This is a genomic window from Aquamicrobium zhengzhouense (assembly GCF_016124105.1).
Classification (GTDB): Bacteria; Pseudomonadota; Alphaproteobacteria; order Rhizobiales; family Rhizobiaceae; genus Aerobium; species Aerobium zhengzhouense.
The window spans coordinates 427940-448268 of sequence record NZ_JADGMQ010000002.1; the positions used below are offsets into that span (position 1 = coordinate 427940).

General features: G+C 59.6%; 26 protein-coding genes and 2 tRNA genes. 16 read left to right on the plus strand and 12 right to left on the minus strand.

The features are described 5' to 3' along the window. Genes IOD40_RS05395 through IOD40_RS05405 form a run of 3 tightly spaced genes read left to right on the plus strand, consistent with a single transcriptional unit; the run spans nucleotide 1 to nucleotide 1861 of the window. A complete protein-coding gene (locus IOD40_RS05395) occupies nucleotides 1–609 on the plus strand; it encodes a hypothetical protein (RefSeq protein WP_198475076.1) in 609 nt (202 codons plus the stop codon). After that, entirely contained in the window at nucleotides 609–1055 is a 447-nt protein-coding gene (locus tag IOD40_RS05400; protein WP_198475078.1) for a ParB N-terminal domain-containing protein, read from the plus strand. Before IOD40_RS05395 ends, IOD40_RS05400 begins: the two co-directional genes overlap by 1 nt. Beyond that, on the plus strand, nucleotides 1055–1861 hold the full coding sequence (locus tag IOD40_RS05405; RefSeq protein WP_198475080.1) for a hypothetical protein: 807 nt from the start codon (nucleotides 1055–1057) through the stop codon (nucleotides 1859–1861). Before IOD40_RS05400 ends, IOD40_RS05405 begins: the two co-directional genes overlap by 1 nt. A 318-nt stretch (nucleotides 1862–2179) precedes the next feature. On the opposite strand, the gene IOD40_RS05410 is transcribed toward IOD40_RS05405, so the two are convergent. Beyond that, the gene (locus IOD40_RS05410; protein WP_198475083.1) at nucleotides 2180–3202 is read right to left on the minus strand and encodes an acyltransferase family protein; all 1023 of its coding nucleotides are present in this window, start codon (nucleotides 3200–3202) and stop codon (nucleotides 2180–2182) included. A 263-nt stretch (nucleotides 3203–3465) separates the two neighbouring features. On the opposite strand from IOD40_RS05410, the gene IOD40_RS05415 reads away from it, so the two are divergent. Further along, nucleotides 3466–4275, plus strand: coding sequence for a glycoside hydrolase family 108 protein (locus tag IOD40_RS05415; protein ID WP_198475085.1), 810 nt, complete (start codon nucleotides 3466–3468; stop codon nucleotides 4273–4275). A gap of 286 nt (nucleotides 4276–4561) precedes the next feature. On the opposite strand, the gene IOD40_RS05420 is transcribed toward IOD40_RS05415, so the two are convergent. Together IOD40_RS05420 and IOD40_RS05425 are read right to left on the minus strand one after the other, a co-directional pair. Beyond that, nucleotides 4562–5371, minus strand: a complete 810-nt coding sequence (locus tag IOD40_RS05420; protein WP_198475087.1) for an IclR family transcriptional regulator — start codon at nucleotides 5369–5371, stop codon at nucleotides 4562–4564. A 73-nt stretch (nucleotides 5372–5444) separates the two neighbouring features. Further along, nucleotides 5445–6965 carry an aldehyde dehydrogenase (NADP(+)) gene (locus IOD40_RS05425; RefSeq protein ID WP_198475089.1) on the minus strand — a complete coding sequence of 507 codons (1521 nt, stop codon included), beginning with the start codon at nucleotides 6963–6965 and terminating at the stop codon, nucleotides 5445–5447. Between the two features lie 450 nt (nucleotides 6966–7415). On the opposite strand from IOD40_RS05425, the gene IOD40_RS05430 reads away from it, so the two are divergent. The 10 genes from IOD40_RS05430 (at nucleotide 7416) to IOD40_RS05475 (ending at nucleotide 15775) form a co-directional block, all read left to right on the plus strand. Beyond that, nucleotides 7416–8543 (plus strand): iron-containing alcohol dehydrogenase, encoded by a 1128-nt coding sequence (locus tag IOD40_RS05430; protein ID WP_198475091.1) that lies wholly within the window; start codon nucleotides 7416–7418, stop codon nucleotides 8541–8543. A gap of 29 nt (nucleotides 8544–8572) precedes the next feature. Then, a complete protein-coding gene (locus IOD40_RS05435) occupies nucleotides 8573–9322 on the plus strand; it encodes an SDR family oxidoreductase (protein WP_198475093.1) in 750 nt (249 codons plus the stop codon). Nucleotides 9323–9419: 97 nt separating this feature from the next. Further along, nucleotides 9420–10385 (plus strand): tripartite tricarboxylate transporter substrate binding protein, encoded by a 966-nt coding sequence (locus tag IOD40_RS05440; RefSeq protein WP_198475095.1) that lies wholly within the window; start codon nucleotides 9420–9422, stop codon nucleotides 10383–10385. A 67-nt stretch (nucleotides 10386–10452) separates the two neighbouring features. After that, the gene (locus IOD40_RS05445; protein WP_198475097.1) at nucleotides 10453–10923 is read left to right on the plus strand and encodes a tripartite tricarboxylate transporter TctB family protein; all 471 of its coding nucleotides are present in this window, start codon (nucleotides 10453–10455) and stop codon (nucleotides 10921–10923) included. 9 nt (nucleotides 10924–10932) lie between these two features. Beyond that, complete coding sequence (locus IOD40_RS05450; RefSeq protein ID WP_198475099.1) at nucleotides 10933–12426, plus strand: tripartite tricarboxylate transporter permease; 1494 nt, start codon at nucleotides 10933–10935, stop codon at nucleotides 12424–12426. 95 nt (nucleotides 12427–12521) lie between these two features. Next, nucleotides 12522–13457 carry a DUF5996 family protein gene (locus IOD40_RS05455; RefSeq protein WP_198475101.1) on the plus strand — a complete coding sequence of 312 codons (936 nt, stop codon included), beginning with the start codon at nucleotides 12522–12524 and terminating at the stop codon, nucleotides 13455–13457. A 260-nt stretch (nucleotides 13458–13717) separates the two neighbouring features. Then, entirely contained in the window at nucleotides 13718–14152 is a 435-nt protein-coding gene (locus tag IOD40_RS05460; RefSeq protein WP_198475102.1) for a hypothetical protein, read from the plus strand. 10 nt (nucleotides 14153–14162) lie between these two features. Further along, complete coding sequence (locus IOD40_RS05465; RefSeq protein WP_198475104.1) at nucleotides 14163–14678, plus strand: hypothetical protein; 516 nt, start codon at nucleotides 14163–14165, stop codon at nucleotides 14676–14678. A gap of 137 nt (nucleotides 14679–14815) precedes the next feature. Then, nucleotides 14816–15469: a molybdenum cofactor guanylyltransferase MobA gene (gene mobA, locus IOD40_RS05470; RefSeq protein ID WP_233713847.1), complete on the plus strand. Its 654-nt coding sequence runs from the start codon at nucleotides 14816–14818 to the stop codon at nucleotides 15467–15469. A 21-nt stretch (nucleotides 15470–15490) separates the two neighbouring features. Further along, nucleotides 15491–15775 carry a hypothetical protein gene (locus IOD40_RS05475; protein WP_198475106.1) on the plus strand — a complete coding sequence of 95 codons (285 nt, stop codon included), beginning with the start codon at nucleotides 15491–15493 and terminating at the stop codon, nucleotides 15773–15775. Here the strand turns inward: IOD40_RS05475 and IOD40_RS05480 are convergent. Beyond that, entirely contained in the window at nucleotides 15722–16537 is an 816-nt protein-coding gene (locus IOD40_RS05480) for a TrmH family RNA methyltransferase (RefSeq protein ID WP_198475108.1), read from the minus strand. The genes IOD40_RS05475 and IOD40_RS05480 overlap by 54 nt on opposite strands. A gap of 171 nt (nucleotides 16538–16708) precedes the next feature. Between IOD40_RS05480 and IOD40_RS05485 the strand changes: the two genes are divergently transcribed. Next, nucleotides 16709–16793 (plus strand) — tRNA-Tyr (locus IOD40_RS05485). On the opposite strand, the gene IOD40_RS05490 is transcribed toward IOD40_RS05485, so the two are convergent. Then, complete coding sequence (locus tag IOD40_RS05490; RefSeq protein ID WP_198475110.1) at nucleotides 16772–17191, minus strand: hypothetical protein; 420 nt, start codon at nucleotides 17189–17191, stop codon at nucleotides 16772–16774. The two genes, IOD40_RS05485 and IOD40_RS05490, sit on opposite strands and share 22 nt — an antisense overlap. Before the next feature lie 25 nt (nucleotides 17192–17216). Here IOD40_RS05490 and IOD40_RS05495 point away from each other — a divergent pair. Further along, nucleotides 17217–17290, plus strand: a tRNA-Gly gene (locus IOD40_RS05495). Between the two features lie 73 nt (nucleotides 17291–17363). Here the strand turns inward: IOD40_RS05495 and IOD40_RS05500 are convergent. The 7 genes from IOD40_RS05500 to IOD40_RS05530 are packed head-to-tail and all read right to left on the minus strand — an operon-like array spanning nucleotide 17364 to nucleotide 20325. After that, complete coding sequence (locus IOD40_RS05500; protein WP_198475112.1) at nucleotides 17364–18542, minus strand: site-specific integrase; 1179 nt, start codon at nucleotides 18540–18542, stop codon at nucleotides 17364–17366. Next, entirely contained in the window at nucleotides 18535–18792 is a 258-nt protein-coding gene (locus IOD40_RS05505; RefSeq protein ID WP_198475114.1) for a helix-turn-helix transcriptional regulator, read from the minus strand. Before IOD40_RS05505 ends, IOD40_RS05500 begins: the two co-directional genes overlap by 8 nt. Beyond that, nucleotides 18792–19070, minus strand: a complete 279-nt coding sequence (locus tag IOD40_RS05510) for a hypothetical protein (protein ID WP_198475116.1) — start codon at nucleotides 19068–19070, stop codon at nucleotides 18792–18794. The genes IOD40_RS05505 and IOD40_RS05510 overlap by 1 nt, the downstream gene beginning before the upstream one ends. After that, nucleotides 19067–19285, minus strand: coding sequence for a hypothetical protein (locus tag IOD40_RS05515; protein WP_198475118.1), 219 nt, complete (start codon nucleotides 19283–19285; stop codon nucleotides 19067–19069). The genes IOD40_RS05510 and IOD40_RS05515 overlap by 4 nt, the downstream gene beginning before the upstream one ends. Then, the gene (locus IOD40_RS05520; protein ID WP_198475120.1) at nucleotides 19282–19497 is read right to left on the minus strand and encodes a helix-turn-helix domain-containing protein; all 216 of its coding nucleotides are present in this window, start codon (nucleotides 19495–19497) and stop codon (nucleotides 19282–19284) included. Before IOD40_RS05520 ends, IOD40_RS05515 begins: the two co-directional genes overlap by 4 nt. After that, entirely contained in the window at nucleotides 19484–20065 is a 582-nt protein-coding gene (locus tag IOD40_RS05525) for a phosphohydrolase (protein WP_198475122.1), read from the minus strand. The genes IOD40_RS05520 and IOD40_RS05525 overlap by 14 nt, the downstream gene beginning before the upstream one ends. Beyond that, nucleotides 20065–20325: a hypothetical protein gene (locus tag IOD40_RS05530; RefSeq protein WP_198475124.1), complete on the minus strand. Its 261-nt coding sequence runs from the start codon at nucleotides 20323–20325 to the stop codon at nucleotides 20065–20067. The genes IOD40_RS05525 and IOD40_RS05530 overlap by 1 nt, the downstream gene beginning before the upstream one ends. Nucleotides 20326–20329: the final 4 nt, after the last annotated feature.

Sequence of the window (20329 nt, forward strand, 5' to 3'; positions counted from 1 at the left end):
GTGCGCGGGGGTTCTTCATCCTCGCAGTCTGACTCAACCGACCAATTCCCACCACGGGAAACGCCGCAGGGCTTTCCCGCAACGGGAAGGCTTTGCCTTGGGGAGCGAGGATCAAGGACCGAATATACCGAGCGCTGGCACCTTCGTTTTCGCGGTGCGCAAAGGGATCTGATCGATTCGTGCGGCGGGATCGAGCGTGTCGCGGAGCTTACCAGCTACGGCAAGAGCACGGTCGGACGACGGCGAAGCCCGGGTGACCGGGACGAGATGCCTTACCGGGTGGCCCTGATCCTCGAGGATGATTGCGGCCGCCCGCTTCTGACGCGGCTGATGGCCGAGTTTAACGGGCGTGAGCTGAGCGAGCAGACCGAAGCCGGCCGCGAGGTCAACGAACTTTCGGCGCAAGTGGCGGAGCTTGTCGAGCAGGCGGGGAAGCTGGTCGTCGAAACGGTGCGCGCAAAAGCCGATGGCATTGTCACGCCAAACGAGGCGGACGGGCTTCGCTCCATCAACGCCGTCATTGCACGTCTCAACGAGGAGATCGCCAGCGTATTGGCCGGGGTGAAGGCGGATGGCGGCCTGAAGGTCGTTGGCGGAGGGCAGGGCTGATGCGGTCGATCGACGTCACCAAGCTCAAGCGCCCCGCCAATGTTGATTCCGGGCCCGCACCAATGCTGCAGTGGATCCGGATCGAGCAGCTGGTCGTCGATGACAGCTATCAGCGTGATCTGAAGGCAGGCAACTGGAAGACGATCCAGCGGATCGCCGAGGCGTTCCGCTGGTCGCGCTTTTCGCCAGTCTTCGTCGCCCCGGTCGAGGGTGGGCGCTTTGCCATCATCGATGGGCAGCACCGGACCCACGCGGCGGCAATCTGCGGCTTTGCGGAGGTGCCGTGCCAGGTGGTGCAGATGAGCCTGGAAGAGCAGGCCGCAAGCTTTGCGGCGGTCAACGGTCTCGTGACCAAGGTGACGTTGCAGCAGATCTTCAAGGCGGCACTGACCGCTGGCGAGACTTGGGCCATCGAATGCGACCGGATATGCCGGGATGCCGGCTGATGACGTATCTCGCGACTACCGACGCCAAGAAGCCGGGCGAGATCTACGCGCTTGCCTTGATCCGCAACTATCAAGAGCGGGGTAAGGGCGCACTCATCGGCTTTGCCCTGAAAGCACTGCGCGATTCCGAGGGCGGGCAGGACGCCGTTATGTGGAGCAATGACGTGCTCAAGGCGCTGCTTTCGGCAGTCGTCGATCCGCAGCTTGATGGTGAGGGGAAGCGGATCCTCGCAACTGGCCTCGATGGATGGTTGCCGGTTGTTCAGGCAGAGATTGTCGGCGCAGACGATCTCCTGAACATTCTCGCTTGGAATGATCCGGCGGACTGGCTGGTCGAGCAGGATCGTGTGGTGCAGACCTACACGATTATTCCGCGCCCTCTTGTAGAGGTGAAAGGGCGGGCAGCGAGTTTGATCGACAGCATGGCAGACGGCGCGCGAAGCAACTTCGTGACGCAAGGCGGGCCGGGTCAGGCGCTAGAATATGACGAGACACGTCGCGAGCTCGATCTTTGGAATGCCGCGACGGACCCAGACATTGATGACTACCCGATGCTTCGGGCAGAATACCGCGCGCGCCTCGTCGCAGAGCCGACCATCTCGGTCGAGGACGTGATCGCAGACACAGCCGCAGAACTCGCCATCTGGCGCGTTGCTGGCTCAGCGATCAAGGAAATCCGCCGTACTGCCAAGGTGGCAATTGAGGTTGCCGAAGATGGTTCTCGCGTCCGTCAGATCGTGGACTGGGCAAGTGCAGCGTTGCAGAGCGCGGCGATGACTGGTGGATTCGAGCCGCTCGGGGCGTAAGCGCCTAATCCAGCCTTCGCTCTTCATCGTGAAGGATCAGTCCGCCCTCATAGGGCTCAGCATTGTCGATCTCGGTACGATGTCTTCGTCCCTCCGCAACTCGGAATGAAGCATCGCTGTAATGATCGCAGTAGCGACTGCGCCCAGGCTAAAGCCGATCAGCAGTGAAAACAGGTCCATCCAAGGGCCCTTCCGACATCATTGTCATCTCCATTATGAAGTTGGAAGGACAGCAATGGCTACCGCTTACTCAGTTGGTGGAACAGGAGACATTGCTGCCGAACTGCTTGTCGACGGCGCAAGGGGAGGTCGGGCAGGTCAAGTCAAACTGGGCGCTCCAGCACGGTGAGGTCTTTGTCTGGCAAGGCGCAAGGCAGGTTTCTCGACTATGTGCCAAGAGAAGTACGCAGCACAGAACGCCAGGGGAAGTGCTGCAGCAGTTAGTAGATCTGGCGTGAGAACCGACCCTAAAGAACTGAAAATAAGAGCCTGCTGTAGCGGAAATCCATAAAGATAAATTCCGTAGGAGAGATCGCCCGGCCAGGCCTGCAGACTGATTGTCCACGGAAGGCCAACAGCTACGTAGATGGTCAGGTAGGAAAGGCCGATATAGAAAGCCGGGATTTTCCAAGGCGTGAATGGACCGATTATCAGTAACAGTACTGCGCTGATCGCAAACGGCGTGGACATGGGAATGTCGTCTCTATGAACCCACATTGTGCAGCCGACCATAAAGAACAGCGCGTTCTTTAGGGTGGAATAGTAGGGGAGGCCGGCGAAGATCAGGCCCCCCTGATTATCCCAACCAAGACCGGACAGCTTTGCCATCATGTACAGAACAGCAAGAGCGGCTAATGGAGCGAGTATAAAAAATCGTCTGAGCAAAAAGAGCAGACTTAGGATCGGAAGCAGCAAGTAGCAAGCGAACTCGATCGGTAAGGTCCAAATGGTCCCGTTAACCGGACCACCACCGAAAACACCGGGCAGCCCGGTATGTTGTTGAAACACGCTGACGCTCATCAAATGAGCGAGAGCTTCCTGGGACCGGAAGTAATCCGAAAAAGAGAAGTCGGTGAAAAGCGGCCCAATAATGAGTACGTCAAATACGAGCAGCACCGCCAGCGCTGGAATGATCCGCATAATGCGGGATAACAAATACACGAAAATCGGGCGTTGCAAACAAGAGCGCGCTATCAAGAAGCCGGATATGACAAAGAAGATAGATACTGCCCATCCGCCTCCTGTGTCATAGCCGCCGAGCCAATAAGCGATAGGCTCGGGCGCGCCAAGCAAAGCAAAGCTGTGACTGTAAATAACAAGGCAGGCGGCAAGTAGCCTCAAAATATCGAAGTTGTTCTTCTTGGGGTTGAATGCCCGCCCTACTGACCATGCTAATCCTCAGCCGTTCAGGCCTTTGTGTTTCGAACGGACGTATATAATCCTGAAAAATTTGAGCAAGCTAAAAGCGGTGTTGGCGCCAGGGATAGTGCGGCGCGGCAGGTCCGCAGTTCCGTCTGCGCTATAGGCGACATTCGCCACCCGGCCCTCCCAACAACATCCCATCATGAAACCAGCCAGCCGGCAACGGCGGGAAGGAGAACAACATGGACCGCAATTTCCAGCGGGCGCTTCCGCTCGTTCTGAAACATGAAGGTGGCTTTGTGAACCATTCGGCAGATCCGGGTGGCGCGACCAACAAGGGCGTGACGCTCGCAACGTTCCGCGCCTATGTGAAGCCGAACGGCACGGTTGATGATCTGACGGCCATCACCGATGCGCAGGTCGCCACGGTCTACTACCGGCATTACTGGTCGGCTGTGAATGCGCAGGCGCTTCCTTCTGGCATCGACTATGCGGTGTTCGACTTTGCCGTGAACAGCGGCCCGGCTCGCGCGGCCAAATATCTCCAGGCGGTGCTGGGTGTGGCGCAGGACGGGCGGGTGGGGCCTCAGACGATTGCAGCGGCCGAGAAGGCGAATGCGCGCGATGTGATTGATGCGCTCTGTGACGAGCGGCTCGCCTTTCTCAAGCGCATCAAGAACAAGGGCAAGCTGATGTGGGAGGCCTTTGGCAAGGGCTGGTCGCGTCGGGTTGAGGATGTGCGCACGGCCGCCCAGCTGATGGTGGGCCATCCTGCCGACGTCAAAGAAGTGGTGCGGGAAGTTTCCGTTCCTGTCGACAAGCCGGTGGTTCCCGTCACGGTCGAGCAGGAGGTCAAGCAGAAGACAGGGCTGTGGTCCTGGATCACTGGCCTGTTCTCGTCCGGCGCGCTCGGCCTTGGCTGGCTCGCTGGCATGGACTGGCAGGCGATTGTGGCGATCGGCGGTGTGGTGCTCGTCTTCCTTGCCGTCATCTTCCTGATGCGCCGGCAGATCATCGCCGGGGTCAAGGAGATCCGCGAGGGGCTTGCGTGATGTTCGGTCTTCTCGACTGGCTCAAGCTCGCCGCGCTGTGCTGGGTGCCGCGGTGATTGCGGTGCCTGTCTATCTCTACGGCAAGGCGGAAGGTCGACAGATCGAACGCGCCGCCTCTCTCTCCCGTTCTGTTGAAGCTCTGCGCGAAAGGAATGCGACAGATGACAGGATTAACCTATTGAAATCTCTAAGCAATGCGTCGCGAATGGGCCCGCCAATTTCCTAGCATCCCCAAGTCTATCCGATGCCGTGCCGGCTTTCGATCCGCCAGTCGATGCAGGCGGGGCTAGGGGACGATCAGCGCGAGCGCGTTGGTGATGGACGCGGCGGTGGTTCGGATCAGGTTCGCGAATTCGTCGTGGCGGTCGTCTGAATAGCGGTAGAGCGGGATGCTGATGCTCACGCAGGCGACCGGCTGGCCGGAGCGGTCGTAGATCATGCTGCCGAAGCAGCGAATGTCCGGCTCGTTCTCTTCGTGGTCGTAGGAATATCCGCGTGCGCGGGTCTTGCAGATCTCGTCGTAAAAGGCGTTAGCTTCGGTGAAGGTGTGGTCCGTGAAGCGCGGCAGCGCCAGCGTTGCGATGATCTGCTTTGCCTCGTCGTCGGGCAGGGCGGCTAGATAGGCCTTGCCAACGGATGTCGAGTGAAACTCGACGCGCGCGCCAATGCGGGTCATCATGCGCACAGCGTTGGGGCTTTCGAGCTTGTCGATATAGGCCATGCCATCGCCGCTGGGCACGGCCAGGTGCACCGTTTCATTGGTTGCGTTTCGAAGTGCCTCGATAAACGGACGGGCGGTGGTCCGCAGATCCGATTGCTCCCACGTTCGTGAGGCGAGCATGATCAGGCGGTTCCCCAGCGCGAAGGTTCCGGCATCGCCATCTTGCGTCACCAGCCCCTCCGCCATGAGGCCGGCGACGATGCGGTATGTGGTTGCGCGCGGGAACTGCACCTGACGGGTCAGCTTGCCAATGTCGAGCTGACCCGGATTGTCGGCAATTGCCTGAAGCACGGTCATGAACTTCGAAAAAGCAGCGGTCCCCTGAACAGCACCGGACGCGGCCTTCCCCTTTGAAGCGGGTGCATGCTGGTTCATGATACGCGTACCCTCCTGACGCTAGGCGCGCCCGCTCCCTAGCGGGATTGGCGTGGCGCGTCCACGCTTGTCGTCACGCGCGAGCTTCGAGTTCAGCGACAAGCGCGTCAGGCAGGTTCTGATAGCTCACCGGGCGCAGGAAACGGCGTATCGACATGGTGCCGACGGAGGTGGCGCCGAAATTGGTAGAGGCAGGGTAGGGCCCACCATGCACCATGGCATCGCACACCTCGACGCCGGTCGGGAAGCCATTGGCAAGAACCCTGCCAGCCTTCCGTTCGAGGATCGGCAAGAGGCAGGCTGCAAGGGGCGTGTCCTCGCTGTCGAGATGAAGCGTTGCGGTAAGCTGCCCTTCAAACGCCCGTGCCAGCTCCAGCATTTCTTCCTCATCGCGGACGATGACCGCAATGCCGAACGGACCAAATACCTCATGTGCCAGATTTTCGTTGCTGCGCCATGTGTCTGCGTCAACCTTGATGAACGCAGGTGCCGCGCTGCGGCCGTCGCTGTCACTACTCACGAGGATGTCCGCCTGCGCGGTCTCCAGGGCGGCGGCTACACCGCGCTGATAGGATGAAGCGATGTCATCCGTCAGCATGGTCTGCGTGGCGGTCGCGCGCAGCTTTTCAGATGCGGCGTCAAGAAGGCTGTCGACGCCAGCGCCATCGATGACGAAAGCAACGCCCGGGTTGGTGCAGAACTGGCCCGCGCCCATAGAAAGGGAGTCGGCCCAGGCAGAGCCGATTGCCGCCCCGCGTGAGGCGACCGCATTCGGCAGAAGGAACATAGGATTGATCGAGCCAAGTTCGCCGAAAAACGGGATGGGTTCGGGCCGCGCGGCGCATAGATCGAACAGCGCGCGACCGCCGCGAAGTGATCCGGTAAACCCGACCGCCTTGATAAGCGGGTGCTGGACGAGCGCCGAGCCGACTTCCCGGTTCCCGCCTTGAACGAAAGAGAAAACACCGGGATGGAGGTTAAGTTTCCGCCGGGCTGCGTCAATGGCCTCTGCCACGATCTCTCCGGTTCCGGGATGGGCGGAATGCCCTTTCACGACCACCGGGCAACCTGCAGCCAACGCTGCAGCGGTGTCGCCCCCTGCGGTTGAGAAAGCGAGTGGAAAGTTCGATGCGCCGAAGACCGCCACGGGTCCGATGGGGCGCTGCATCAACCGAATGTCCGGTCGTGCCAAGGGTTTGCGATCCGGCATCGCCGCGTCATGACGACGGTCCAGATGCTGGCCGGAAAGGATGTGCTGCGCAAAAAGACGCAACTGGCCAACTGTGCGTCCGCGTTCGCCGATCAGACGCGCTTCAGGAAGGCCGGTTTCTTCGGTGCCGATCTGTGTAATCTGATCAGCACGCGCTTCAATTTCATCAGCAATGGCATTGAGGAATTCGGCGCGGGCGGTGGACGGCAAATAGCCGTAAGTCTCGAAGGCGCTTTCCGCTGCGCGACAGGCGTCATCAATATCCGCGACGGTGCCCACGCTGAACGCATGTGAGGAACCTGAAGACGGAGACGACTGGAATTTTGCATCGCCGGCTCGCCAGTTTCCCGCGATCAGATGCTTACCGTGCGGCGTGTATGACATGAATTCCTCCTCCAGTCGTATCCAGTATTGCGACGCAGTAGAGAGTATTTATCTGCGTCCGGCGTGCCCACAGTGTGGTCACGCGATCCATATACTGATTGGCATCGAGGTTGGTCCCTGTCAACCGGGGAAAGCCAAGTCGGATTCAGCCGAAAAATGCGCTGTTGACATAAACTCAAACCTCGGCAACGATCATTTGGGCAGCGCGTCCACATTGTGGGCATTGCATGGTGCAAGTATTGAGGTTGCTTGTGCTGTCATGCTGCGATTGGGAGGACAGATGCTTATGACATATATGACGCCAGCCGATGTTTCATCTGGCTCTAAGGTGCGCGCCGTCTAGCCAGACGTTGCCCTGACGAAATTTTGTTGGATTGAAACTGCCGTACGATGATCGTGCGGAGATCGAAATGGTGCGCCCAAAATGCGGGGCGGCACCGCGGAGGGGACATGGATCTCATCAATTATCTGACGAGCATCAATTTCGGCGTCGGCGCGATTTCGTCGCTCACTCAGTCGATGAATGAACTGGCGATTACGAAGCCGCTGATTATCAGCGACCATGGGATCAAGACCGCAGGGTTGCTGGATCATCCGCAGCTCTCTTCCCTGGCCTCAGCACCAAGGTTCCTCGACGTGCCAACGAACCCGACAGAATCCGCAGTGCAGGAAGCGCTCGCCCTATATCGTGCGCATGGATGTAACGGGGTGATCGCTATCGGTGGAGGCTCGCCGATTGATCTGGCGAAAGGCGTAGCGCTCCTCGCAACTCACCCGGGCGAATTGGAACAATATGCTGCCATTTTAGGCGGTATTCCGAAGATCACGAGCGCGGTCGCGCCGCTTATTGCGGTGCCAACGACCGCTGGAACCGGATCCGAAGTCGGGCGCGCCGCATTGATCACTCTCGACGACGGACGCAAGCTCGGCTTCATCAGCGGCTACCTCATTCCGCGTTGCGCGATCTGCGATCCTGATCTGACGCTTGGGCTGCCTCCCTTCCTGACCGCAGCTACAGGTCTGGACGCATTGTCCCACTGCATCGAGACATATCTTTCGCCGCGATATAACCCGCCGGCAGAGGCAATTGCGGTCGATGGTTTCGCACGGATCTGGACGGCGTTGCCGATTGCGTTCCAGGATGGCTCGAACATCGAGGCCCGCAAGGAGCTGATGATGGGCGCATTGCAGGGCGGGCTCACCTTCCAGAAGGGCCTCGGAGCAGTGCATGCGCTGAGCCATGCCCTTGGCGGGCTGAAGGAGCTGAAGCTCCACCATGGCACGCTCAACGCGATCCTCATGCCACCCGTCCTGCGGGTCAATTCGGATGATCCCGTGGCGGCCACCAAGATTGCACGGCTTGAGGAGGTGGCGGGCCTTGGGACGTCGTCGCTTGCCGATGCCCTTGATGAGTTGAATGCGAAACTCGGTATCCCGAACAAGCTGTCATCACTTGGGGTGACTCGCGACGTCTTCCAGTGGACCTGCGAGCGCGCGCTGGCGGATCATAGCCATCAAACCAACCCGAAGCCGCTGAGCGAGCAAGACTACGCGGCGATCCTCGAAAGCGTGATGTAGGCGTGGAAAAGCGCGGTGGAACGTCAGCCATGACCAGACCTGTCGCACTCATTACCGGCGCAAGCCACGGCATTGGAGCTGCAACCGCAAGGATGCTCGCAGCGGAAGGCTTCGACATCTGTGTGAACTATCGAAGCGACCATCAGGCCGCGGAAAATGTTGTCGCGGACTGCGAGGCGCTGGGTGTCCGCGCGGCGTCCGTATCGGCAAATGTTGGGGACCCTGATGACGTTCAGCGCCTGTTTGCGGAATGCGACGCCGAGTTGGGACCAGTAACCTGCCTCGTGAACAATGCGGGGATCATCGGCTCGGCGTGCAGGCTTGAGGAATTATCCCCGGAACTGCTCGCGAGCACATTCGCGATCAACACGTTCGGCGTCTTCTATTGCACGCAGCAGGCAGCACTACGGATGTCGACACGTCATGGAGGAGCTGGCGGGTCGATCATCAACATGTCTTCGATCGCGGCGATGCTTGGAAGCCCCAATGAATATGTCCATTACGCAGCATCAAAGGGGGCGGTCGAAAGTCTGACGGCGGGGAGCGGAAAAGAACTGGCGCCAGAGGGTATTCGCGTCAACGCGATCCGTGTTGGTACCACGAACACCCGTATTCATAGCGAAGGGGGCAACCCGGCACGCCCGGCAAAGATAGCTGCTCTCACCCCCATGGGGCGCATTGCGGAACCAGAAGATATCGCCCGTGCCGTCGTGTGGCTGGCCTCGCCCGGTGCAGGCTTTGTGACAGGTACCACGATCACGGTATCTGGCGGCTTTTGATCTTGGGCTCACGCCGACAGTTAGGGAGGAAGCGAACGCGAGACTGAATATAACTACGGAACTCAGTCAGTCGACAACATCTCGGGAGGAGAACAACATGAAACTGACGAAGAGCATTCTTGCAGCGATATTGCTGTCGTCCGCTGCCGTGCCAGCGCTTGCCGACTATCCGGATCGGCCGATCACCCTCTATGTGGCCTGGGGCGCAGGCGGGGGGACTGACGCCGTTGCCCGCGTCATTGGTGTCGGCCTCGAAAAAGAACTGGGACAGCCAGTCAACGTGGTGAACCGTACGGGTGGCTCAGGTGTCGTTGGACATTCGGCCATGGCGGATGCTGAGCCGGACGGGTACACGATTGGGCTGGCCACGACTGAGGTAAACCTCATGCACTGGCTCGGCCTTACCGAGCTGAACTATCAGGTTTATACGCCGCTGGCGCTTATGAATACTGACCCTGCCGGCGTTCAGGTCTCCGCGGATTCCGAATTCAAGACGGTCGGCGAGTTGCTTCAGGCGATCAAAGACTCACCTGCAGCAACGTTCAGTGCGACTGGCAGTGGTCAGGGCTCCAGCTGGCATGTCGCGATCGCCGGAATGCTGAATGCCGAAGGGATCGATGCGTCCAAGGTCACCTGGGTGCCGAGCGACGGCGCGGCCAGTGGATTGCAGGAGTTGCTGGCAGGCGGAACTGACATCGTTCCATCGTCGCTCGTAGAAGCGCGTGCTCTTATCGAAGCAGGCCGCGTCAAATCGCTCGCCTATATGAGCGATGAGCGCTCCAAGCTCTTCGAAGACGTACCTACGCTCAAGGAGGAGACGGGCTCTGATTGGGAGTTCGGGGCATGGCGCGGGATCGTGGCACCCAAAGGCCTGCCGGATGACATTCGTGATCGCCTCATCTCAGCGCTCGATGCCATCTACAAGAGTGAGGACTATCACAAGTTCATGGGCGCACAGGGGTTTGGCGCGCGTTTCCTTCCCGGGGAAGAGTTCGGAAACTTCATGGCTACTAACGACGTGAACTTCGGCGAAACGATGAAGGCCATCGGCCTCGCAAAGTAAACACCAGTCCTGAATTGCAGGCCCTCCGCAAGGTGGGCCTGCCGTGTTACCGTCGACGAGGTTCACCATGCGATTCAGCGACCAGATGCTGGGAGCGATATTCCTTTTAGCCGGCCTGGCGCTTGGCTGGTATTCCTATCACCTTCCCGCGATCCCTGGTCAGCAATACGGCGCCGCGACCTTCCCGCTGCTTATCGCCCTCGGCATGGTCGTGTGTTCTGCAAAGCTGATCTTCACGGGCATCCGCAGCGGAACGGGGCCGTTGATCGAATTTCCCGACGAGATGCGAAACCCGCGGGCCCTCGCAGGAGTGGCGGCGACCATTCTCCTGATCCTCTTCTACATTTTCTTTTCGCGTAGCCTCGGCTTCATCCCCACAGCGATCGTCGTTTCACTTTCGATGTTCCTTATCCTGAAGGTTCATCCGGGCAAGGCAGCGATGTTGGCAGTCGTCGCCGCGTTTGCATGCGATTTCATTTTTCGGACGATGCTGATGGTGCCATTGCCATCCGGCATCATGCCGCGATTGCCCTGGTAGGAGGCCTGCATGGACGTGATTTTTCAAGCGTTCGGACTGGTTGCTACGTGGGACGTTGTCCTTACGGTTCTGGCCGCCTCCATATTTGGTCTGTTTGTAGGGGCTGTTCCGGGCCTGACGGCTACCATGGCGACCGCGATGCTGGTGCCGCTTACGTTCTTCATGGAGCCAGTTGCGGCGGTCGGCGCGATGGTTGCCTGCTCCGCCATGGCGATTTTCGCCGGCGATATTCCCGGTGCCTTGCTGCGCATCCCAGGCACCCCCGCGTCCGCTGCTTATGTCGAAGATACGTACCGCCTCACCCAACGCGGCAAGGCCGAGCTCGGTCTCGGCGCGTGCGTACTTTTCTCTGCGATAGGCGGGCTTTTCGGCACGCTCGTGTTGATTTTCGCCGCACCCTCTCTCGCCGAATTCGCGATGAAGTTCTCGTCGCAGGAATATTTCTGGATGGCGCTTCTGGGGCTCACCTGCGCCGTGTTCATGGGGACGTCGAGCCCGGCGAGAGGTCTTCTGAGCCTCTTCATCGGGCTCACCATCGCCTCGGTCGGCCTCAACAATCCGGCAGGCGTGCCGCGCCTGACGTTCGGATCTACCGAGATGCTTGCAGGCATTGATTTTATCCCGGTGATGATCGGCATCTTTGCGATCTCGGAAGTCATTCGCACCGTGTTGAGTGGCGGGGGAGGATGGGATCAGGCACCCAAGACCGTCGGCAATATCTTCAAGGACTGGGGATATATGCTGAAGACGTTCTGGCGTCAGTCCTTCCGTGGCAACATTACCGGCACTGCTATCGGGATCTTGCCCGGTGCTGGCGCAGACGTCGCGGCTTACGTCAGTTATGCAGTCAGCCGGCGCTTCTCGAAGACACCGGAGAAATACGGCGAAGGTCACGTCGAAGGCGTGATCGAGGCATCAGCCGCAAACAATGCGTCATTGTCGAGTGCATGGGTGCCTGCACTCGTCTTCGGCATTCCCGGAGATACGATCACCGCAATTGTCATCGGTGTGCTTTATGTGAAGGGCATGAACCCGGGGCCGACCCTGTTTCTGTTCAATCCGCAGACAATCTATGCCGTCTTCCTCATTTTCATCCTCGCCAACGTGATAATGATCCCACTTGGCTGGGGCCTCATAAAATTTTCCAAGAACATTCTGCGGATATCGAAGCAGGTGCTGATGCCGTTGATCCTCATCTTCTGCATCGTTGGTGCCTTTGCATCGAACAACGCCGTCTACGGCGTGACGATAATGTTGATCTTCGGTGTCGCAGGTTACCTGATGGAGGAGAACGGGATCCCGATTGCACCGTGTGTCCTGGGCATCGTCATCGGTCCGATCCTCGAGAAGAACTTGATCTCCACCCTGATCAAGTCGCAGGGCGATCTCATCGCGTTCGTGAACAGACCGGTCGCTTTCGCGATCTTCGCACTGTTCTGCGCGATCTGGATTTCGATCGTTTACTCGTGGGTCAGACCCAAAAGAGCTGCTGAGTTGAACTGACATTGTTCGGTCGCTTATGCGAAAGGCGTAGTCAAAGATCACGTAAAGAAGATCGCTGAGGTCGATCTTCTTTACGCGAGGTGCTACAAGAACGAATGGTTCAGTGGCCCTCCATCAACTATTCTGAATGGCGCGAGACTTGCACCGCTCTGCACTTGTGGTCGCAGGTCATCGGCAAATATCGGCTCGCGCATACTCCGTGGGTTAACCATTCCTGGCACGCGACCCTCTACGCCACTCCCCGCGGGATAACTACGGGACCGGTGCCTGACGGGAACTCGCTGGTCACGCTGACGCTCGATTTCTGCGATCATCAGTTTGTCGCCGAGGCCGAAGGCGGGGTGCGCTCGACGTTCAAGCTCGAAGCGATGAGCATCGCAAATTTCTTCGGACAGGCCAGCAAGGCGATACAAGCCGTTGGTGGCGCAGCGCTGATACATGGAACCCCCAGCGAGATAGCTGACGCCGTTCCCTTCCGCGAGGATGTGGCTCAGCGCCCATACGATGGCGAGGCAGTTCGAAGATTTCACCGGGCCCTGGTGCTGGTTGCGCGGGTGTTTGAACACTTCAGGACCGGATTCATTGGCAAGGTTTCACCGGTTCATCTGTTCTGGGGATCGTTCGACCTGGCAGTAACGCGCTTCTCCGGCCGAACGGCGGTTCCGCATCCTGGAGGCGTTCCTGGACTGCCTGACAGCGTGACCCGTGAAGCCTACAGCCACGAAGTATCGTCCGCTGGCTTCTGGCCAGGTGGCGCGGGGGTGGAGGAGGCAATGTTCTACTCTTACGCCTATCCCGCGCCTGAAGGCTTCAAGGACCGACATGCAGAGCCTTCAGACGCGTGGTTCGATGAAACGCTTGGCGAGTTCCTCCTGCCCTATGAGGCGGTGCGTACCAGTGCAAATCCTGAGAAGACCTTGATGGAATTCCTGCAGGCGACGTACGTAGCTGCGGCTGACACCGGCGGCTGGGACCGCTCAGCACTCGAATGTGCGCCAGGCGTACCGAGGGTGCCGCGCGATATCACCTGAGCGGTGCCAAGGGGCCAAATTAATCGCCAAAAACTCAACTAGAACTGACGCATCGTAAACGCCCGATGCGCGGAATCTGGTTGGGTCGTCCCAAATTCTGCCGTAAAGACCCCGAACCCGCAGCTATCTGCGCGGGATATTGTCAAGCGACAAATTTGTGGGTTCGTTCTGGTTCCGAAAGCCCGGAACGTTCGCATCGGCAGTTGCGAGTGCATCATCCTCCCAAGACACTCGCATTCGCCCAAGAAAAGGAGTTGGACTTGTCTGGGTCCCGCACAATATCAGAGCGTACGCTCTACATAATTTCGCTCGTCGTAGCGGCGCTTTTCCTTTGCAACATCTATTACCAGTTGCACGTGGCTCCCAACTGGCAGTGGGGCCCGGCGCTGGACAAGATGCCGAAGCACATGCTGACGGACTTCCGCGCCGAGGTCTACGACAATGGCAAGGGCGGTTACGCAGCCGGCGAGTACATCGCCGCTGACGCCAAGTTCGACAAGGCGCTATTCCCCGAGTTCACCGATGGTGCCGACGTCAAGTCCGAGTTGGTCCAGCCTCTGATCGGCGATGGCCGGACCGTCGTGGCTGTCCAAACGCTCACGACCAACGGTGTCGAGCAAAAGGTTGTCGACGTCTACCACATCGGCCCGCGTGGCGGCCGCATCGACAACATCCAGCGTTACATCGCGCAGTAAGGGGGCAACCATGTCGAAACAGATTTCCTACGACTGGAACCTTGGCACCATCGTCAAGATCCTGCTGACCTGCGGCCGCCTTTATCTCGGTGGCTGGATGCTTGTGTCGGGTACGTCTTACTGGCTGACGCAGCTTGGCCTTCCGCCAGTCTTCCCGCAGCCGGTCGGCAACTCGCCGCTGTCATCGCAGATGCTGGTCACGATGATTGAAGTCGGCCTCTTCGATATTGTGAAGACGCTGGAGATCGTCTGCGGGCTGATGCTCATTTTCAACCGCTTCGTCCCGCTCGGGCTGGTGATCGCGATGCCGATCTCGGCTGTCGTCTGGTACAATGCCATCATCTTGAACGGCCGCACCGATCGCCTGTTCAACCCGACTTACATGGGCGTGATGTGCTTCTACCTGTCGATCATCCTGATGTTCGCCTATCTGCGCTTCTACGCACCGTTGCTGACCTGGAAGGCAAAGATGGGGGGCCTTGGCGACGTCAAGAAGCTGGTTGATGCTGCGAAAAGCGAAGCCTGATTCATCTGACGATTGAAATTTTCGACCCGGCGGGCTTGCTCGCCGGGTTTTTTATTGCTCAGTTCTGCAGCAGGATGCTTGGATTTTAATCTGGTTCTGGCAAACGGATCACCATGAGATCCGGCCTGAGGAAGCTGATGGCCACCGACGACAAGGCGATGCCACAACGCAAGGACATTCCGGTACTGATCCTTGCAGGAGGACAGGCAACGCGGATGGGCGGTGGCGACAAGGCACTGTTGAAGCTGGGCAAAGAAACCCTGCTCGATCACATCCTGACGAGATTGCGGCCTCAGACCAGCGTGATCCTTCTGAACGCGAACGGGGATGCGCAACGCTTCAAGGAATACGGACTGGATGTCATTCCTGACACGGTAGAGGATTGGCCGGGGCCGCTGGCGGGCGTTCTTGCAGGTCTCGAATGGGCGTTCGCACATGGGCATGAGAAGCTGATATCCGTCGCCGCGGATACGCCCTTCGTGCCCGATGATCTCGTTGAAAGTCTGGAGCAAGCCGCGCAGAGCCAGATGGTGCCGGTTGCACTCGCTGCCTCGAGGGACGAAAACGGCTCGCTACGCCGCCATCCCACATTTGGCTTGTGGCCTGTCTCGATACGCGCTGACCTGCGTGCGCAGCTCGAAGCGGGGCAGCGGCGTGTTGGTGCTTTTGCCGACCGGCATGGAGCGGCATGCGCGCTTTTCGAAGGAGACGAGGGCGATCCGTTTTTCAACGTGAATACACCGGATGATCTTGAGATCGCCACGCAGCGGCTGGAACGCGTGCCGTCTTAAGTTTCGCGACGGGGAGGTCGTATGCTTCGGATCTTGCTGGTCTGCGTGCTGGTCGCCGCGACCGCTTATTTCGCCATTAGACTGGTCCGCGAGGTGCAGAAGGCCGACATTGACTGGCGAGGTGTCGGCGTGTCGGCAGGTATTCCTGCTCGTCGCCCTTTACCTCAGTTACCTCACCGGGATCGGTGGGCTGATCGCGGCCTGATCGGGCAAAAGCGCGGGTTTTTGGTCGCCGCGCGCTTTTTGCCGATCCTAACGCGTCAGGTGGAGGCGAGCGGCGTAAAGGGCGATCGCCGCAGCGTTTGACACGTTGAGCGAGCGGATCGCGCCAGGCATGTCGAGGCGGGCGAGGGCGGTGACGGTCTCGCGCGTCTTCTGCCTCAAGCCCTTGCCCTCGGCGCCAAGTACCAGCGCGATCTTCGCGCCCGAAAAGGTGTTTTCAAGTTCGGCAGGGCCTTCCGAATCGAGCCCGATCGTCTCGAAGCCGGCATCGTGCAGCTCTCCGAGCGCGTCGGCCAGATTGCGGACCTCGATATGGTCGATGTGCTCCAGCGCGCCGGATGCCGATTTTGCAAGGACGCCTGTCTCTGCAGGACTGTGGCGGGCAGTGGTGATGAGGGCACCTGCGCCAAACGCCACCGCCGAGCGCATGATCGCGCCGACATTGTGCGGATCGGTCACCTGGTCGAGGACCAGAACCAGCTTCGTGTCGGTGAGGGCGGACAGGCGCTTTGGTGTCAGCGTCTCTGCCTCCAGCAGCACGCCTTGATGCACGGCGTCGTCACTCAGCTCCCGATCAATCGCCCGCGGCTCGACGATTTCCACCGGGAACGGAAGATCGAGCGGCTCGGAGAGCTCCAGGCGCGCAAGCGCGTTTCGCGTCACCAGCATGCGCGTGATCTTGCGTGCCGGATTGTCGAGCGCTGCACGCACCGTGTGCAGGCCGTAGAGGCGCACGAGGCGATCGTTCGGCTTGCTTGCATCCTTTTGCGTGCGGTCGCGATATTCGCGGCGCAGGCGCGCGTAGTGGCTGTCCTTGGGTGTGGGTGATTTCGGGTCTCTTGTCATGGGTGTTCTATAGCGGTGTGGCGATGCGTTGGATACTGTTGAAAAATGCTTCTCAGACCAGTTGACAGTCGCGTCCGCGGACGCCATAAGGCCCACGCAACTTCGAACGAAGCACCTCGCTTCCCCGCCGAAGTTGTTCGAAAGCCTCTTCGCATGGCTCCGACGTAGTACGGAGGAATGCCCGAGTGGTTAAAGGGGACGGACTGTAAATCCGTTGGCTATGCCTACGTTGGTTCAAATCCAACTTCCTCCACCACTACGATCCGGATGCCGCGAAGATCGGGTGCTTTCAGCCCTTGGGGCGAGTTTCAAGAAAATCTCCCGTTTGATCTCGATGTAACGGCGTTGCGGCCTGCGTTCTTTTGTTTCTTGCAGGCAAGACGACACCGATTCGCCAGCGCCGCTTTGGTTTGTGCAGCTTGAACCGTGTTGCGGCTCTCGATACGCCGCTCGATCAAAAATTCCAGGGATTTCATACTGCTTTGCCAGATGGTGCGCGTGGCCTTGCAGGGCCGGCGAATATGCCCCGGGCGCTGCTTTCAGCCGGCCAGCCGCATCGCTGACAATCGCGCTGGAAGCCGTTGGAAGAGGAGCGGGACAACGAAGATCCACAATCTTCGGAAACCGGGTGCAGATCGTCTTGACGAGTGCCAAGGAGTTCACTAGTAGCACATGTGTCGCGGGTATAGCTCAATGGTAGAGCAGCAGCCTTCCAAGCTGAATACGCGGGTTCGATTCCCGCTACCCGCTCCAAGCAACCCCTTGTAATCGTTAAGTAAAATTGCTCGCGGGTGGGTGGTCGTGTCACTGGCGTGTCACAGCCGTTTCACTTCCTCAGGCTGGCACGTGCGGCGGCGACTCGGCGATTGTTCTTCAGGTCGCCATTTCGGACGTAGCCAAGGGTCGTCTTGATGTTGGTGTGACCGGCAAGTTTGCGGGCGGCGTCGATGTTGTCGGTTGCCTCTTCGGCCTCCGAAATTGCTCCGGCTCGCGTGTCCATCGATTGAACCTCGTCCGGCACCCCGGCCGCTCGTGCGACCTCCCGCCACTTGGTGGCGTAGTAGTTTTCCCGCCATGGCAGCCCGGTGTCTTCGCTCACAATAAGCGGGCCGACATTTGGCAGTTTTACTTTCTGACGAACCTCACTGACCAGCGGGCAGACCGAAAGGTCGTGCCGAACGGCGATCTTGCGTTCGCTGGTGTAGGGCGGGGTGAAGATCATCCCCTCATCAATGTCGCTGGCTGTAGGCCCGCGCCACTTGGTCTTGCCGCGGATGATACCGCCAGCATCGCCAGCCTGGACTGGTAGCCATTCGCCGATGATGTGGATCCGTCTCAGCGCCGTGTCCCACTGGATCGCCTGCGTCAATGCAACCGACGGATAACCCATCTCGATTGCCTTCCCGCATATGGAACGGGCGTGCTCGTAGGTGAGCATGATGGTGCGGGTCGCTGGCTGCCTGAATCGGATCAGCGAGAGGATCTCTCGGGCTTGGGCGCAGCCTGGCAGGCGTTGCTCAACACCGAACGAAAGCACCGAGCGCAATTTGCGGATGGCACCATGTCCGCGCCGTTCCCGACCCCTGGAGCTCCATTGGGTAAACCAGCGGCGGAAATCACTGCCGCCAAGTTTCGCAATCGCGCGATCACCAACGGTTTTCACGATCAACCGGAGCGACGGTTCGTAGTCGCGAATGCGCGTCGAGTGCTTGAGGTCGTGATATGGCGAGTCCGGATGTGTCCGGTAGAGCCTGACAAGCGACTCGATCCGGCCGTCATAGACCGGGCCTTGCTCTATCGTGTCGAGATCAGCCAGCAGCTCGTCGGTCCACATGCGGCACAGGCGCGAGATCTCCTCGTCGTCGGTCCCCGTCGGGATCGGACGAACCGGAAGGCCATCCGGTGATCTTTTGCTCGCGCGTTTGGGGTTCCAGTAGTGGGCCAGGGTTCCATCCGCTCGTTTGCGGTACTGGTAGCCAGGCCTGTCTTTTCGCAGCCTAGTCATCGAAGTTCTCTTCTCCATCAATTGCGGCGACGGGAATGTCGCCGCTGGCAGAAGAAACGATCCCGGCTCTGCGGTCAAAATATAGATCAACGGCCCTTCGGTCGGTCCGGTTGGTCAGCTTATCCTTTCGGGGGAAGGTGGGCGTGCAGCGCAGCCGGTTGAGCGCTCGTTCCGACAGTCCGAAATAGGCGCGCAACTCCGTGTCGTTCATGAAGCGCGGAGGCACCGAAAAACGGACATGCTGGTTCATCAGAACAAGCCTCCTGTCTCAATCGGGTTGGCGCAGCTCGGGCAGGTGTGGGTGAAGCGCTCGGCGGGTGGCTTGCCGGCGATGCGTGGCGTGCTGCCGAACAGGTCTTCGGTGCTGGCGTCGGCGGAGGCTGGGCCTGCCTTCTGGATGATCCAGCCGCCAGTCCTGGCGTCTGCGATCATAACCGCAAAATCTTCGGCGGCGTAGGTGTTCGGGTAGCTGGCGGGGCAGCTGTCGCAGCAGACCTGCAGCTTGCCGTTCTCGCGCGCGATGCTCATGGCTTCACCTTTCGGATGGCGTTGCCGCTGGTGGTCATGCGATAACCGTCTGCGAACTCGACCAGGATGGTGTTGAAGCGTGCCGCGCGCAGCGGCCCGAAGGCGAGGCGCGGCGTTTCAATGGCACGTATGAATCGTGAGCGGGAGAGAACGCGGCATGGCTGATCTTTGCGGCCTTGCCGGTTCCAGCGGTAGATGTAGGGAAGGGATGTCATACCCGTTCGGGCTCCTTGCGCAGCATATAGCCAAGACCTGCCGCGCCATCTATGCGAAAGCCGTGCTTCCGCAGAATGGTGATGTCATGGTAGATCGTGCGGGGACAGACACCGAATTGCGCGGCCATCTGGTCTGACGTCGCCATGCCTTTGCGAAGTTGATCGACCACAGCTTTTCGCCGGTTGCGGGCGGTGTTCTCACGAACGCTCATGGCGGAGGTCCTCCAGTCTTTGGAACTCGCTGAGGAAGAGGTTCTTGGCGACGGTTTGCGGGAAGCAGTTGATCGTTATGCCGAGTGGTTCACGCATGCCGCTCCACGGTGCGGGCGGGGTGCACATGTTCTGGGCGGCCTCGTCGCTGAGGATCCGCCGGTCAGCATCCTTCACCGCTTCCGGCATCGTGTCGGTCGGCAGATCAAAGCACTGCGCGATGACGCGCATCAGGCGACCCTCTGCTTCCCGGTAGTCAGGCATCGAGATCTTGATCGGCCTTGGTAGGTCGACGAGGTAGGCTTCAGTCGCATCATGCAGCAAGCCCCACAGGCGCACGATCACCGGCGCGCCCTGGCTCTCAAGGTAGCGGGCGATGTAGAAGGAATGTTCCGCGACCGAATAGAAGCGGTTGCAGTGACCGGCGAAGCGGCATTGCATCGACAGTGCATGAGCGATGTCCTCGATGTCGATATCCGCCGCATCCGGATCCAGAGGCCAGAACTGACGGCCGGTGAAAGTCTGGATCCAGTCGCCTTGGCGGTGATGGTGGGTGGGAATGGCGTTCATCAGTGCGACCTTTCGATTGCAACGCCGTGGTTTCCGAAAATGTCGGGCCGTTCCCGCACTGCGCGCGCGGCTTGTGCTGCGAATAGCTCGGCCTGTTCCGCGACTTGAGCGGGGGTGAGCTCGATGATTGCTGCGGCCATCATGGCGGCGGACATCAGCCGGGAGTAGGCAGCGACCGGGTCTTGCTCATGATCATGGACCGTTGCGACGAGCATGAGCGTTTCGCGATCAAGCGGACGAAAATTGATCGTAACCTTCATGGCT

Coding starts and splice junctions, on each gene's coding strand:
- IOD40_RS05400 (WP_198475078.1), top strand. CDS start 609: ATGCGGTCGATCGACGTCACCAAGCTCAAGCGCCCCGCCAATGTTGAT.
- IOD40_RS05405 (WP_198475080.1), top strand. CDS start 1,055: ATGACGTATCTCGCGACTACCGACGCCAAGAAGCCGGGCGAGATCTAC.
- IOD40_RS05415 (WP_198475085.1), top strand. CDS start 3,466: ATGGACCGCAATTTCCAGCGGGCGCTTCCGCTCGTTCTGAAACATGAA.
- IOD40_RS05420 (WP_198475087.1), bottom strand. CDS start 5,371: ATGAACCAGCATGCACCCGCTTCAAAGGGGAAGGCCGCGTCCGGTGCT.
- IOD40_RS05425 (WP_198475089.1), bottom strand. CDS start 6,965: ATGTCATACACGCCGCACGGTAAGCATCTGATCGCGGGAAACTGGCGA.
- IOD40_RS05430 (WP_198475091.1), top strand. CDS start 7,416: ATGGATCTCATCAATTATCTGACGAGCATCAATTTCGGCGTCGGCGCG.
- IOD40_RS05435 (WP_198475093.1), top strand. CDS start 8,573: ATGACCAGACCTGTCGCACTCATTACCGGCGCAAGCCACGGCATTGGA.
- IOD40_RS05440 (WP_198475095.1), top strand. CDS start 9,420: ATGAAACTGACGAAGAGCATTCTTGCAGCGATATTGCTGTCGTCCGCT.
- IOD40_RS05445 (WP_198475097.1), top strand. CDS start 10,453: ATGCGATTCAGCGACCAGATGCTGGGAGCGATATTCCTTTTAGCCGGC.
- IOD40_RS05450 (WP_198475099.1), top strand. CDS start 10,933: ATGGACGTGATTTTTCAAGCGTTCGGACTGGTTGCTACGTGGGACGTT.
- IOD40_RS05455 (WP_198475101.1), top strand. CDS start 12,522: ATGGTTCAGTGGCCCTCCATCAACTATTCTGAATGGCGCGAGACTTGC.
- IOD40_RS05465 (WP_198475104.1), top strand. CDS start 14,163: ATGTCGAAACAGATTTCCTACGACTGGAACCTTGGCACCATCGTCAAG.
- mobA (WP_233713847.1), top strand. CDS start 14,816: ATGGCCACCGACGACAAGGCGATGCCACAACGCAAGGACATTCCGGTA.
- IOD40_RS05475 (WP_198475106.1), top strand. CDS start 15,491: ATGCTTCGGATCTTGCTGGTCTGCGTGCTGGTCGCCGCGACCGCTTAT.
- IOD40_RS05480 (WP_198475108.1), bottom strand. CDS start 16,537: ATGACAAGAGACCCGAAATCACCCACACCCAAGGACAGCCACTACGCG.
- IOD40_RS05500 (WP_198475112.1), bottom strand. CDS start 18,542: ATGACTAGGCTGCGAAAAGACAGGCCTGGCTACCAGTACCGCAAACGA.
- IOD40_RS05505 (WP_198475114.1), bottom strand. CDS start 18,792: ATGAACCAGCATGTCCGTTTTTCGGTGCCTCCGCGCTTCATGAACGAC.
- IOD40_RS05510 (WP_198475116.1), bottom strand. CDS start 19,070: ATGAGCATCGCGCGCGAGAACGGCAAGCTGCAGGTCTGCTGCGACAGC.
- IOD40_RS05515 (WP_198475118.1), bottom strand. CDS start 19,285: ATGACATCCCTTCCCTACATCTACCGCTGGAACCGGCAAGGCCGCAAA.
- IOD40_RS05520 (WP_198475120.1), bottom strand. CDS start 19,497: ATGAGCGTTCGTGAGAACACCGCCCGCAACCGGCGAAAAGCTGTGGTC.
- IOD40_RS05525 (WP_198475122.1), bottom strand. CDS start 20,065: ATGAACGCCATTCCCACCCACCATCACCGCCAAGGCGACTGGATCCAG.
- IOD40_RS05530 (WP_198475124.1), bottom strand. CDS start 20,325: ATGAAGGTTACGATCAATTTTCGTCCGCTTGATCGCGAAACGCTCATG.